This window comes from Streptomyces sp. NPDC058620, assembly GCF_042717135.1.
In the GTDB taxonomy this organism is placed as follows: Bacteria; Actinomycetota; Actinomycetes; order Streptomycetales; family Streptomycetaceae; genus Streptomyces.
Map to the genome: position 1 here is coordinate 16635 of NZ_JBHXQO010000069.1, position 12667 is coordinate 29301.

13 protein-coding genes are annotated in these 12667 nt (G+C 68.0%); 2 read left to right on the plus strand and 11 right to left on the minus strand.

All coding sequences use genetic code 11. The features are described 5' to 3' along the window. Positions 1 to 30: 30 nt before the first annotated feature. Complete coding sequence (locus ACFWSK_RS33520) at positions 31 to 1164, minus strand: CU044_5270 family protein (protein ID WP_383794671.1); 1134 nt, start codon at positions 1162 to 1164, stop codon at positions 31 to 33. Then, positions 1161 to 1787 carry an RNA polymerase sigma factor gene (locus tag ACFWSK_RS33525; protein ID WP_383794675.1) on the minus strand — a complete coding sequence of 209 codons (627 nt, stop codon included), beginning with the start codon at positions 1785 to 1787 and terminating at the stop codon, positions 1161 to 1163. The genes ACFWSK_RS33520 and ACFWSK_RS33525 overlap by 4 nt, the downstream gene beginning before the upstream one ends. Before the next feature lie 630 nt (positions 1788 to 2417). Here ACFWSK_RS33525 and ACFWSK_RS33530 point away from each other — a divergent pair. Together ACFWSK_RS33530 and ACFWSK_RS33535 are read left to right on the plus strand one after the other, a co-directional pair. Beyond that, complete coding sequence (locus tag ACFWSK_RS33530; protein WP_383794678.1) at positions 2418 to 3197, plus strand: hypothetical protein; 780 nt, start codon at positions 2418 to 2420, stop codon at positions 3195 to 3197. Next, positions 3194 to 3706, plus strand: a complete 513-nt coding sequence (locus ACFWSK_RS33535; RefSeq protein WP_383794681.1) for a hypothetical protein — start codon at positions 3194 to 3196, stop codon at positions 3704 to 3706. The genes ACFWSK_RS33530 and ACFWSK_RS33535 overlap by 4 nt, the downstream gene beginning before the upstream one ends. Before the next feature lie 141 nt (positions 3707 to 3847). Here ACFWSK_RS33535 and ACFWSK_RS33540 read toward each other — a convergent pair whose 3' ends face one another. The 9 genes from ACFWSK_RS33540 to ACFWSK_RS33580 form a co-directional block, all read right to left on the minus strand. Next, positions 3848 to 4900 carry a hypothetical protein gene (locus ACFWSK_RS33540; protein WP_383794684.1) on the minus strand — a complete coding sequence of 351 codons (1053 nt, stop codon included), beginning with the start codon at positions 4898 to 4900 and terminating at the stop codon, positions 3848 to 3850. A 91-nt stretch (positions 4901 to 4991) separates the two neighbouring features. Continuing rightward, complete coding sequence (locus ACFWSK_RS33545; RefSeq protein WP_383794687.1) at positions 4992 to 6386, minus strand: glycosyltransferase family 4 protein; 1395 nt, start codon at positions 6384 to 6386, stop codon at positions 4992 to 4994. 478 nt (positions 6387 to 6864) lie between these two features. Further along, complete coding sequence (locus ACFWSK_RS33550; RefSeq protein WP_383794690.1) at positions 6865 to 7107, minus strand: hypothetical protein; 243 nt, start codon at positions 7105 to 7107, stop codon at positions 6865 to 6867. A gap of 87 nt (positions 7108 to 7194) precedes the next feature. Continuing rightward, positions 7195 to 8496 (minus strand): hypothetical protein, encoded by a 1302-nt coding sequence (locus ACFWSK_RS33555; protein WP_383794693.1) that lies wholly within the window; start codon positions 8494 to 8496, stop codon positions 7195 to 7197. A 158-nt stretch (positions 8497 to 8654) separates the two neighbouring features. Further along, positions 8655 to 9200, minus strand: coding sequence for a TetR/AcrR family transcriptional regulator (locus tag ACFWSK_RS33560; protein WP_383794696.1), 546 nt, complete (start codon positions 9198 to 9200; stop codon positions 8655 to 8657). An 11-nt stretch (positions 9201 to 9211) separates the two neighbouring features. Beyond that, positions 9212 to 9793 (minus strand): sugar O-acetyltransferase, encoded by a 582-nt coding sequence (locus ACFWSK_RS33565; protein WP_383794699.1) that lies wholly within the window; start codon positions 9791 to 9793, stop codon positions 9212 to 9214. Positions 9794 to 9840: 47 nt separating this feature from the next. After that, positions 9841 to 10776: a hypothetical protein gene (locus tag ACFWSK_RS33570; protein ID WP_383794702.1), complete on the minus strand. Its 936-nt coding sequence runs from the start codon at positions 10774 to 10776 to the stop codon at positions 9841 to 9843. A 107-nt stretch (positions 10777 to 10883) separates the two neighbouring features. Continuing rightward, entirely contained in the window at positions 10884 to 11291 is a 408-nt protein-coding gene (locus ACFWSK_RS33575) for a peptidase inhibitor family I36 protein (protein WP_383794705.1), read from the minus strand. 342 nt (positions 11292 to 11633) lie between these two features. Further along, entirely contained in the window at positions 11634 to 12086 is a 453-nt protein-coding gene (locus ACFWSK_RS33580; RefSeq protein WP_383794708.1) for an ATP-binding protein, read from the minus strand. Positions 12087 to 12667: the final 581 nt, after the last annotated feature.

Genomic DNA, 12667 nt, shown 5'->3' on the forward strand with positions numbered 1-12667 from the left:
CGGCAGCTCCAGCAGCGGTTGTGCCGGCCGTCAGATCCCGCTTCTGGAGCCGGGGAGCTCCTTCATCCCATCGACGACCGCGCGCTCCGTTACCGCCGTGTGTCCCGTGACCGTGCCCGCCTTGATGCCGCTCCGGTCGCGCATCTGCACCGTGCGCTCCCCCAGGTAGCTGAAGGTCTTGGCGTCGAAGATCCACTCGGTGCGGTCGCCGGAGTGCTCATCGGTCCGGGCTATCGCGATCCCCTGACGGCCCACCGCGTCCGTCGACTTCTCCACCACCATCACACCGGGGATCTTCGCCGCCGCCCGGTACAGCGCGGACGTCAGCTCCGCGGGCATCACCTGCTCCCTCACCAGGTCACCGATCGTGGTGAATGCCTGCTGATCCGGTCCGTTGCCCTGCCCCTTCGTCTCCCTGTAGATCTTCTCCAGCAGTTCGTCGGGGTCGGTGGAGAGCTTCTTGAGGTAGTCGTAACTGGGCGCGCCGAGCGTCGGCCCCTCGTTGCTCGCTTCGCCCTCGACGTCCAAGGTCAGCCCTTCGCGGGACGTGGTGCCGTTACCCGGCTCGATGAGCCATCCCCTGCGCCCGTCCGGTGACATCCACACCTGGCGGGGATGCGGCTTCTGCACAAAGGTCTCGATCTTGCCGTCGGCGTCCTGGGACTCCGACAGCCAGGAGACCTGGCTCCTGACGTAGATGAACTGGCCCGGCTTCGGCTCGGGCAACTTCTCGCGCGCCGCCGCTCCGGAGATCAGGGCGACGGTGCTGTTCAGCCCTTGCGTCGTGCCCTGCCCCGCCCGGACCACCGGCGCTGGCACCAACTCCTCCGCGGCTTCGATCCCGTCCTGTGCGGCGGTGAACTGGGCGGCTCCGGCCGCACCGGCCAGCACCGCCACTGCGACGGCAGCCCCGATCAGCGCGAGCCGCCGGCCGCCGCGGCTCGGCCGGTCGGGCGACCGGGAGGGAATCCGGCCCGCCGGCTGCGGCTCCGTCTCCGCGGCCTTCCGGGCGGCCTGAGCCTGCTGGATCTCGTTCATCAGGTGCTCCTCGAGCGTCGTCATGCGGCCGTGGGGCAGCACCGGATCGCCCGGCGCCGGCAGCAGACCCGCCAGCTCCGCATGGTCGAGCGGCTCTCGGTGCCGCCGCCAAGGGGTGCGATTCATCGGTGCCTCTCCTCTTCCGACCGGACCACATCGATGCGGTCACTCTGTACTTGTCCGCCCGCCCCGACCCGTTCCATCTTTCTCCGCCGGCGGCGCAGCTCCCCGTCCGTCAGCTTGCGCAGACGGCTTCTCGCGCGCGAAAGGCGGGAGCGCACCGTACCGACCGGCACCCCGAGGGCCTCGGCAGCCTCCGCGTAACCGAGCCCGGACCATACGCACAGCGCGAACACCTCGCGTTCGCCCCTGCGCAGCTGGCCCATCGCGGACTTCGCCGCGGCCAGTTCCTCGGAGTCGGTGATCCTTCCGACCAGTTCGTCGGCGAAATCGGGCAGCACGTCACGCAACGGCAGTCTGTTGAGCGCTCGCTCGTGCCGCCGCGCCGCGCGCCCGGTGTTGCGCAGCACGTTGACGGCGATACCCATCAGCCAGGGCCGAGGGCTGTCGCCCTCGTCCCTCAGTTTCTCGCGCAGCCGCCACGCCTCCAGGAAGGTCAGCGAGACTATGTCCTCGGCTGCGGCCCAGTCCCCGGTGGTCCGCACGGCGTGCCGATAGATCAGCTGGGCATGGTCGCGGAACAACTCCCGGAACGCTTCCGGGTCCCCCGCGCGGATGCGCGCATGCATCGAGTAGTTCACCTTCTGACTTGTCCGCCCACGCCGATCAGTTCCTGTGATCCACGTCACATCGCAGTGGATGGCTGCGCAGCTTGCACGGTTCGCCATCCGGATCGGCGGCCGACGCCCGCCCCCGGCGCCGTTGGCGGTAGGAGCCAACCTAGGCCGCGACCGTGACTGTCAGTGCGGGGGAGGAAGTCAACTGGACCAGCTCCCGCCGCGGCCCGCGCCTGCGGTTTCGAGAGCAACCGCCGCAAGGGCGAATGCCGTTGACCCCCGGCGCGCCGCACTCCCACCCCTTCCGCCAAGCCGACGGGGCGTCAGAATAAAGGTCTAGACTTTCGCTTTTGGCATGCATATGCTCGACCGCGCCAGCACCGTCCGCAACGGATGGCGCACTCTCGGTGATTGCTCCCGCAAGGGCGTGCTGCAGTTCAGCAGCCGAGATATGACACGAAAGGTCCTTTCGCTTTGAGACCGGTCAGAGGGATAGCGAGCGTCGCCACACTCGCGGCTCTACTCGTTGGGTGCGGAACGCAACAGGCGGACGATTCGGGCAGGAGCCGAGCCGTCAATGGCATAACGCCTGCGGCCGAGCGGCTTGAGCTCGACGCGTTACCGACGGCGCCCACCAAGGGTTTGGCGAAGGGGCTCACTCTGCCCCTGGACGAGTACGCGACGAGTTCGGTGGACGCCTACGCCTGGAAGGTCGCCGTGCAGGATCAGTGGCGTTCCTGCATGGCGCGCTACGGATTCTCCGACTTCGGGCCGCCACAGATTTCTGAGCAGTCGGCGGTCATGCAGGCGGACTCCGCCATGGGGCGCCGCTATGGCGTCTCGGATCTGGATCTGGCGAAGAAGTTCGGATACCACCTCCCGACCGGAACCCAGGAGTCCCCGTACTGGGAGCCCGCCGCCGGTGCCGAGTCGACTGTCTTCACGGGGGTGGGGGCAGGTGTCGACGACGGCACGTACGAGGGGAAGGCACTTCCCGAGGGCGGCTGTCGCGGCGAGGCCCAGCGCATGTTCCCCATGCCTCGGACGCCCGAGGCGGAGCGGGCAGGGATCACCGTTTTCGAGGAGACGCGGAAGAGTCCCGAGGTCGTCAAGGCCGTTGCTCAATGGGTTTCCTGCATGAAGCAGAAGGGGTACGTGCGGAGCCACCCTCTCGAAGACCTCGGCAAGCTCGGCCTCTCGCCGTCCTCCCCCAGCGCCGGCTCCGAGGAGATCGCGCACGCGGTCGCCGATGTCGAGTGCAAGGCCGATTCCGAACTCGTCGGCATCTGGAACGCGAAGGAGAAGGCCGGCCAGCAGAAGGCGATCAAGGAGAACGCCTCCAGTCTGGCCAAGGAGAAGAGCGTAAAGGACAGGAATTCGGCGAAGGTTCGTCAGGCGTACGAGGCGGCGGGTAACCAATGAACATCAGGAAGAGAATTGCCGGAATCGCCGCCTTCTGCGCCATGGGCGCCCTGGCGCTCTCGGCGACACCCGCTTCGGCCGCCACCTCGTACGAGGCGGACGCGTGCAGCTCGTCGGGGAACAGCTACTGCTTCGCCATTCACTTCAACAGCCGCGGCGAGCAGACGTGGTACTCGTCCAGCCCGTGCTTCGTTGCGAACAAGGACATACCCGATTACTTCGGGTACTCCCCCAACGGGGTGGCCCTGGTGCGGTACGTGTTCAGGCCCGGCCTGATTTCCGGAACCGCCGCCACGTGCGTCCTGTCGAACGAGGGCGACGGTCAGGCCGTCAAGAACAACGCGGCCTCTGCGTCGAACGGCGAGTGCTCCGCCACGTATCGCGTCTACTTCTACTCCGGATACAGCGGTCCGAGTCAGGCATTCCTGCCGACCTGCGGGGATTACTGGCCCTCGGACAACCTGGTTTCCACCCTGAAGAACGAGAACGCCTCGCACGACCGCTACTAGTGAGCTGAGTCAGAGACTCACTGGTAGGAGTCAGAGACTCACTGGCAGGTCGGTGGCACCCTCGTCGACGTGCGGCAACCAGCACCGTGCCTCGCCGCCGCGGCACCGGGCGTACCCCGGTGCCGCGGGCGAGCATGGGCGTCACTGGCCTGGTGCGCTGCCCCTGCCCCTGGACGGGGCCTCGACGGGCCGGGGCGACTGGTGCTGGGAGAACTGGTGCGAGGGCTGCTGCGGGGCATGGCCGACGCTGCCCAGCCGGAGGCCCGCCGCCGCCGCGACGCTGGGGGCTGCTTCCTGGGCCGGGGAACCGCTGTGGGATGAACCGTGCGGGAAGCGGGGCGAGTCCGTGCCGAGGGAGGAACTGTCCGAGGCCGGGTTGGTCGGAGTCGTCGGGATGTCCCCGGTCACATTCAGGTTGATTCCGGCGGCGTCCATAAGGTGCTGCGGATTTCCGACGTTGCGCCTCTGCGCCACGGGGTCGCGGGGCTCGATCGCCCTCTTGTAGTACACGAACGGATACTCGGATTCCCGGGCCGCGTGGCTGGTGAATGCCTGTACCTCGCCCGCGTATCCGTACCGGGTGGCCGGCCCCCGGGTGTCGGTGTTCCTGAACCGCGTGCCGTTGCCCTTGTGGTAGACCGCGTCCGTGGTGATCCGGGCCGCGGGGAACTCGCGCTGCATGTTCTCCGCGAACTCCTGGAAGCGGCACTTGCAGCCGTTGCAAGGACCGATGTTGCTGACGAACTCCACGTTGAGATCCGTTATCGCGTCCCTCGCGGCCGAGTTCGGCGGATAGTTCTGGTTGAGGTAGCTGTGCACCGCGTCGAGAGCGCCGACCTCCGCGTCGTTGACCGATACCGCCATCTCCCGCTCCAGTCCGAGTACGCGGACAGCGCCGTAGGATTCCCCGTCGCCGTACCCACCCCCGGGGCGGCCCGCGCGGAAGACGGCGCCGCCTGCGACCGGGACGTGCTCGCCGGCCACCAGGAGGATCGGTTGGGCGAAGACGCCCCGCCCCTGCCCGAACACGTCGTTCATGGCGTTCATCCGCAGTTCGCTGAGGTGCGGGCGCTGCGGTGCGTCCTGGAGCGGCAGGTCCGGAGCGGCCTGCGGACCCTGCCCGGCGGAGTGGCCCAGGTCGGCGGACTCCGCCCCGTACTGCTGCCCGGCGGCCCGCCCGCATTCACCCGGCATCGACGCCTGCCCAGATTGCGGAGTTTCCGTAGCGTATGGCGCTACGGAAACTCCTCAATCGCGGGCGGTGACGCTCCGTCGGACCGGCCGCTCAGAGCCCCAACTGGTTGACAGTGGACTTGGCGGATACCGGCATGGCGGGGGTCGTCTGCGACTGGTTGCTCCCCGACTGCCCCGGGGTGACGTTCGGAGAGGGGAGTCTCGCGACCTCGGCCCTGGACACCAGGCCGAGCTGCAGTTGCTTCGTGCCGCGCACGTTACCGTCCTTGGCCAACATTCCCGCTTCGACCAGGGCCGTCCCGGCGTTCTCCCAGGTGTAGCCCTTCAGCACGTTGTGCAGGTCGTGGGCACCGATCTTGCGGTCCGCCCAGTTGTCCGCGACCTTCCCGATGGCGTCCGCCCAGGCGATGTGCCGTTGCGACGCGTCCTCGGGTGTCGTGACCACGCTGTCCTTGCCCAGGCGAGGGTCAACACGGTCGGGGTCCTGGAGGAACTTGGCCGCGCCACTGTCCCGGTTCACCAGGATCGGAATGCAGTGCGCGGCGGCTTCGGTGGCGACCAGGCCGAAGCCCTCGGTCTTGGACGGCATGATCACGAGATGGTTGGCGTGCATGTCGTCGACCAGGTCCTGCTTGTTCTTGGTGAAGGGCTTGACGGTGACCCTCCCCTCTCCGCCGACGAGCTCTTTCGCCTTGACCAGCGTGTCCTGGAGCTCCTCCTCCTTCGCGCCGCGGATGGTGAGGTGCACGTTCCTGCCGGCGTCGTTGAGATGCTTCACCGCTGCCAGGGCGTCGCCGCCCCCCTTCATGTGGTCATCCATCCGTCCCATCAGCAGGACGTTGAACTGGTCGTTCGGCGAGGGCGGGCTGAAGGTCCTGACCGTTTCGCCACCGGGCATGAGATCGTGCCAGCTCCTGGCCTCCGCGTTCTTCGCCTGAATCCGCCGGATGTCTTCGGCCAGTGCTCCGCCGACACCGACGCCGACCGAGGCCGTACTGAGAATTTCCCTCTCGATCTTCATCTTGGCCTGGCCTGCCGTCGTCCGCAGCTCGACCATTTCCTGGTTGCTCAGATCGGTGATCTTGGCCTGCTCCAGCTTCTCGGGCGAGGTATGCAGAAAGTGCATGTACACAGCGTCCGGATACCAGGCGGCTTGTATGGCGGACGCCGCAGGTCCAGAGAACCGGCTGTGTCCGACGACGATGTCGTACGTGCCTTCTCCCTTGGGCGGGAGGCCGAACGCAACCGGATCCTGCTTCGCCGCCTTGAGTATCGTCACCGTCTTGTCCTCGCCCATGACCGGGGGGACCTTGAAAACGGTCGCCTTTCCGTGCGGTTGCGCGTTGTCCGTCACATAGAGCAGGTCCACCTCGTGGTCCACGTTTTCCGCGAGCCCCTCGGTGAGGAGCTTGTTGAACACCGGAACTCCGCCGAGTCCCATGCCACTCTCGTCGGAGACGACGAGGATGCGTTTCTTCGGTGCCATGCCGGTTCCTCTTCTCTTCTGCGCCCGGAAAGTATGCGGTGGGGGTCAGTTGCCGGTGGCTTCCGGGCTTGCAGCCCGAGAAAGGTCCCGAGGGGGTGTGCAGAACGTCATCGCCGGTCCCAGGAGGTCCCGGTGCCCCGTAGAAGCGGCCATCGCGTGCTCCCACCGGCAGGAGGCTGCGCACCCAGATGACGAGGCTGTGTTGAGCCGTCGTCAGGTCGTCACCCGGTGGGCGGCCTGTTCATCTCGTGGGACTCGTCTCTCGCAACCGGTGACATGGCAGCCCTCCGTCTTCCCTGCGGCGTCGTGACGTTGACAAGGACCACAACGCGGAACCGCCGACGCCGGTTCAATGGCCGGCACACGGCCGGCGCACCGCAGTCAGCCGGAACGGCCGCGGTTCTGGCAGGCCGCCGGCGGTGCGTCAACCGAGGCACGAGTACGGCCGGTCGCGCACCCTCGCACTGCCGTACGCCCGTCACTCCGCCAGCGCCGTCGCCACCCTGGCCAGGCGTACGGCCGACAGCGCGAAGTGGTTGGCCGGGTTGCGGAACGAGAGCCCACCGTCGTTGACGGGGAAACCGTGCCCTTCCGCCGTCCAGTGCACAGGTCCAGGAGCTCCCTGGTGCTCCAGGAGTGCCGAGGCGAGGGGGTCGGGGGCTTCCACAGTGGTACGGGCGCGCAGTGCGGCCGTCAGTCGGTCGACGGCTTCGGCGGGCACCGTAGTCCGGCCCGGTGCAATGTGACCTCCTGTCGACACGGCCCTGTGTGGTGGTGGTCGCGCCGGAAGGAATCAGCGGGGAACAAATCAGCGGAGTTCTACGGTGATGCCGACCCGCGCGAGCAACCGGAGGACGTCGTCGACGTACGGTGTCCCGCCCTCCGTGTCCACGCTCACCGAGGCGAGCGCGCGCCGGGCCACCTCGACGTCGTGCCAGACCAGCGTGAACGGCGCGGGCGGCCACTCCCCGCCGCACACGCAGCCGCGCAACACCTTCCAGCACTGCTGGTAGTGGCCGCCGGGACCGGCGACCGCCTCGCCCAGCGCGCACAACAGCGCCGACACGTCGGTGACGTGCCGGCCGTCGAGGCGCCGCACAGGGTCGGGCAGCGGGCTGCCTGCGCCCCGGCGCTCGGCGGCGAAGGCAGCCCACTCCGCCCGGCCCCCGGGTGGAAGCGCGGTCCACGACCCCGGCTCGGTCGGCGGGCCCTCGAACCAGGCGTCCCACACCGGACGGACCGCAGGCACGGGCCGCGCGGCCGGGCCCTCGTGCAGCCACAGGTCCAAGAGGGTCCCACCGAGCGCGGACGGGCGGGAGGCGACGACCTGCAAGGGCATGTGCTCCTGGGAGCGCATGACGCGACCTGACCGGTCCACGGCGAGCAGGGTCACCCAGTCGCCGTCGTCGCGCGGGCTCACCAGCCGGCGCAGCAGCCGCTCACCGGGCTCGCAGCCGATCAGCCGCATGGGCGGCGCGGAAGGGAGGGGGCGGTTGACATACAGGCCCTCGATCCGACGGCACTCGCCCAGGACGGCACCGCCGACTCCGTTGAACAGCCGCCATCGGGCGCCGGCGGGCTCGGCTCGGCGCCCTGCCGGGCCGTCGACCTCGGCCTCCACGGTCACGTCGACCAGCGACGCGTCCAAGGCGGAGGGGCGGCAGCCGACCAGGACGGGGTTCAGCAGCTCCCAGTGGTGCGCGTCGGAGGTGTGGAAGGGGCCGTCCTCGGGATCGGCCCCGGGCTCGGGATCGGCCCCGGGCTCGGGGAAGTCCACGATGACGGCGAGCTCCCCCAGCTCAACGGACTCGACGGACTCAAGGGCCTCAACGGCCGCGATGCGCTCGGTGCCCTCGACGGATCGGAAGACCGACCCGACCGGCCCGACCGACCCGTCACGTACGCGCTCAGCCGCTTTGCTCAACCGCCCGGTCGGAACGCAGCCCACAAAGGTCAGCTGTTCCCGGCGCGGGGCCGGGTCGACGAAGAAGCCGTCGGTGTCGGCGCAGCGCGCCCACACGATCCGTTCGCCGTCCCATTCCTCGCTGACGAGCACGTATTTGAGGGGAACCGCGCGCCCCCAGGTCCAGACGGCGTCCTCGACCACCACCGCGTCCGCGCCCTTCGCTCGTCGTCGTTCCTGCTCACCGCCGCCTCAGCCTGCCACGTCGAAAGGGCGGCGACGATGCAGGGGCATGACAGGACGCAGCCGAGCGCCCGTGGGGTGCGGTGTCAGGTCCGCGCCCCACGGGCTGTCTGTGTACGCCGCTATGCGGCGGCGGTGAGGCGCGCCACGGCCAGGCGCGTCAGCTCACGGTCGTGAGGTGAGCCGTCCAGGGCGCGGTGCAGCGTCATCCCCTCGATCAGCGAGTCCAGTTGGCGGGCCGTGACAGCGTCGAAGTGCCGTTCCAGCAGGTGGCGGCTGCGTCGCATCCACTCCTGCGTCAGCGACCGGTACTGCACGTGCCGGGCCGCGAGTGTGTAGAGCTCCTGTGCGAGGACGAGATCGCGGCGGGGGCCATCGGAGAGCGTGTGGATGAGGTCGGTGACCGCTTCGCGGGCCTGCTCGGTGCTGTCGGCTCGGCTGAGGTGCAGTACGAAGACGTCTTCGATATGACGGGCGAATCCGGTGAACGCCTCGCGCAGCAGCTCGTCGATGCCGGAGAAGTGGTACGTCATCGACCCGAGCGGCACCCCGGCACGGGTGGCGATCTTGCGGTGGGAGACGCCCGCGACACCGTCGTCGGCGATCAGGTCGAGCGTGGCGGCGAGAATCCGCTCGCGCCGCTGGGGATCAGTCTGTCCGGTGGCCATGTGGGTGTGCCTCAGATACTGCGGACGGGCCGCGCGGGGTTGCCGACCGCGACGACGTTGGCGGGCACGTCCTTGGTGACCACCGCACCAGCACCGATGACGGAGTTGTCGCCGATCGTCACGCCGGGGCACACGATCGCTCCCCCGCCGAGCCAGACGTTGTCGCCGATGGTGATGGGCAGCGCGGCTTCGAGCTTGTCGCGCCGGGGCTCGGGCTCCACCGGGTGCGTGGGCGTGAGGAGTTGGACGTTCGGGCCGATCTGGCAGTCCTCGCCGATGGTGATCTGTGCGACGTCCAGCGCGGTCAGGTTGTAGTTGACGAACGTACGGGCCCCGATGGTGATGTTGCTGCCGTAGTCGACGTGGAGCGGCGGCCGCACCTCGACGCTCTCGCCCACGGAAGCGAGCAGTTCGGCCAGGAGCGGCCTGGCGGCCACGGTGTCCTCGACGTAGACGGCCTGGTAGCGCGCTGCCAGGCTCATGGCGCGCTGCTGAAGGCGGGCGATCTCCGGGTCGTCGGCGATGTAGAGATCACCCGCGAGCATCCGCTCCAGGTTGGTGCGCGGGTCGTCAGCGAAGTAGTCCGTCGTCATGCGTACGATCGTACACTCTGAGGTGTACGTCCGTACACTCCGACGGGTCACCCCTCGGCGCGCACCTGCTCGATCCGCTTCGCGAGGGCCTTCACCTGGCTCCCCAGCTCCTTGAGCACATCCGCCTTCTCACGTATCAAGCGCTCCTGGTTCTTCACCTCTATCGCGTGCCACTTCTCGACCAGCATCGCGTCGCGCTTGCACCGCACATCGGCGGTCGAGGTGGCGCTCTCCGCACGCGAGGGGTCTCCCTGGCGCTGCCAGGCCGAGTCGGCCACCGCGTCCTCGGGCGTCTTGTACGTATGGCCCGCCTCGCTCATGCACGCACTCCACTGCACCACGGCGTCGAGCACGATCCTGTGGTTGCGCGCCCTGTCCCAGGATTCGTAGAGCAGGGCGTCGAGGGTCGTGGACGTCATTCCTTGCGGCGGCAGGCCCAGAATCCCGTACGCTTCCCCACGGCACCCGCCCTTGGGCACTCTTTTTCCGGCATGATTCCGTACGCGCTCCCCCGTATAGACGTCGCGTGTCTTCTGGGGCAGGGCCCTGGTTCTCTCCGTGTTCTGGCGGCCGACCTTCAGCGCCTCGGCGTGGGTGACACCTTCGGGAAGCGGAACGCCGTACCCGAACTGCTTGGTATGTCGCGCGTCGACAACACCGTAGCGTCGGGAGTTGTCACCTTCCCGGGATTCCTGCTCGATGGGCCTCGGCCAGGTAAGACCGAAGCCCTTCATGCACGCATTGGACAGCTCATACACGACCGACCTGTAGTCGCGGCGCTGTTCCTTGGTCAGCGCATAAGCATCAAGGGGGAGTTTGATATCGGCCCCCTCATAGTAGCCGTCCATCCGGTTGATTCTCAGCGTCTCCTTGGTATCCGCATCCGCATCACGTGGCGACTCTCCGCTGTTCGCGCACCCGGTGGCAACAGAACCGAGCAGGGCGAGCACGAGAAGCGGCCGGCCTTTGTTGAGCATCCTCATCCCCTATACGTACCGGTCGAGCGCGGATCGCGGCTCGCGGCTCCTGGCGGGGGCGGCGCATCGGACGTGCCGCACCGCCACCCACCAGGGGATTCATCCACGCGAGGTCAGTTGGGGCACGCCGCGTTGTTGGCGAAGCAGTGCGAGCTCCACTTGTCGCTCCAGCCGCCCTCCCAGTTGACCTTCCAACCGGGGACATTCCCCATGGCGGTACCGGTGTAGTTCTCCCCGGCGTAGAAGGTGACCTCGGTGTCGGGGTCACGGTTCCACGTGGACGTCACGGTGTCGTTGATGCCTATGTTGGTGCCGTAGTACGTGCCGCTGTACGACGCCTTGCTGTAAAGCGTGTCATAAACTCTGCCGGTGTTGTTATTGCTGTCATACAGACAGACCTCGCCACCGTTGGAGCTTTCGCACACCCCGTTGTAGCTGCCCGCAGACGCGCTTCCGGTGAAAGCGACAGTGGCGGTGAATGCGACTGCCGCAAGCGCGGAAGCAGCTTTCAGTTTCGACATGAATGCTCCATTACTCGTCGGGCTCATACGCGGAGGACGCTAACACCACGTCAGTCGACGATCAAGCTTTTTCTGCGGGGGCACTATCGAGCCAATTGGCCGAATTCCATCAACAGTTCACCGAGGATCGGAATACTTCGCTCCGGCTTCTCGGAATGCCTGATTCGTCCCCGCCGTAATGCGACTCGACGCAAATGCGTACGGAATTCGCGGCTACCGTGCCGCGGGCGGCGCGGCCCACGGCCACAGGAGGCCAGGACGCCCGGGACGCCCGGGACGCCCGGGACGCCCGGGACGCCCGGGACGCCCAGGACAGTCAGAACGGTCGACGGGTCAGGACGGTCAGTACAGAACGTCGAGTTCGGCTCGGACCGTCTTGCCCGGTGCGCAGCGACGGTCGAGTACTTCCCAGCGGTCGGCCAGGACCAGACCCCGGCCCTTTTCTGCGTCGGGTGGGGGTGGGGTGAGGTCGCCGGGGGAAGGCGGGCGGGCTTCGGTGCGGGTGTCGGAGAGTTCGATGCTCAGCGTGCTGAGAGCCGGGCCGCGCGGGGTGAGGGTCAGGACGAGTTCGAAGTCCCGGCCCGGTACGCGGCCGTGAGTCGCGGCGTTGGCCGCCAGTTCCGCGACGAGCAGCGCGGCCGTGTCGGAGACATCGCCGCCGTACGGGATGCCCCACCGGTCCAGTTCGAAGCGCGCGAACCGCCGGGCAAGGCGGGCGCCTCGCGGCGTGGCGCTGAAGCGCTGGGTGAACTCACGCACGGCGAGCGGGCATGGGGTTGCAGGAGGAGCTTCCATGTGACGAGCGTGGCGGCCGCTCCCCCGGAACCTCCAGATCGCGCGGCCGTACGCGGAGCGCGCGTACGGGTACGCCCGCCGGGCCGTCGGGGTGACGGACCGTAACCCGGGGCAATAACGGACTGTTGGGTTCCGGCGCCTTCTCCGCCACCCCGGATCTCGGGGCTCGCATCCCGGAGCCCAGACTCGGGATACGAGACCCGGGAGACGAGACCCGGGAGACGAGACCCGGACCGGGTTCCTCACTCTTTGGAGGGTACGTACGGGGGTGCGCGCCCCGAAGCTCAAGCCTCGGGATTCGGGCACCGGGATGCGAGACGCGAGGCCCGAGCTTCTTCCCAACCAACGGGTAAATAAAGCCGGTTAAGGAAACCAACCCCACCTCCCTCACCCGTCACGGCGAGCAAGTACGACTAATCAGGACCGGCTTGCGGCGCACTCGCACACCTGCTTACGGTGCCGAGACACAACAAACGACCCCGACGCGGTGTTACTGAGATTGAACTCGTGAAGTCATAAGGGCTGACGAGGGGTGTCTGCCTGCGGTATCACGAGAGGATGAGGTATCCACAGGGTGGCGG

Bases quoted from the DNA above. Each gene is read 5' to 3' on its own strand.
- ACFWSK_RS33520 (WP_383794671.1), bottom strand. From the start codon at position 1,164: ATGAATCGCACCCCTTGGCGGCGGCACCGAGAGCCGCTCGACCATGCG.
- ACFWSK_RS33525 (WP_383794675.1), bottom strand. From the start codon at position 1,787: ATGCATGCGCGCATCCGCGCGGGGGACCCGGAAGCGTTCCGGGAGTTG.
- ACFWSK_RS33535 (WP_383794681.1), top strand. From the start codon at position 3,194: ATGAACATCAGGAAGAGAATTGCCGGAATCGCCGCCTTCTGCGCCATG.
- ACFWSK_RS33540 (WP_383794684.1), bottom strand. From the start codon at position 4,900: ATGCCGGGTGAATGCGGGCGGGCCGCCGGGCAGCAGTACGGGGCGGAG.
- ACFWSK_RS33545 (WP_383794687.1), bottom strand. From the start codon at position 6,386: ATGGCACCGAAGAAACGCATCCTCGTCGTCTCCGACGAGAGTGGCATG.
- ACFWSK_RS33560 (WP_383794696.1), bottom strand. From the start codon at position 9,200: ATGGCCACCGGACAGACTGATCCCCAGCGGCGCGAGCGGATTCTCGCC.
- ACFWSK_RS33565 (WP_383794699.1), bottom strand. From the start codon at position 9,793: ATGACGACGGACTACTTCGCTGACGACCCGCGCACCAACCTGGAGCGG.
- ACFWSK_RS33570 (WP_383794702.1), bottom strand. From the start codon at position 10,776: ATGAGGATGCTCAACAAAGGCCGGCCGCTTCTCGTGCTCGCCCTGCTC.
- ACFWSK_RS33575 (WP_383794705.1), bottom strand. From the start codon at position 11,291: ATGTCGAAACTGAAAGCTGCTTCCGCGCTTGCGGCAGTCGCATTCACC.
- ACFWSK_RS33580 (WP_383794708.1), bottom strand. From the start codon at position 12,086: ATGGAAGCTCCTCCTGCAACCCCATGCCCGCTCGCCGTGCGTGAGTTC.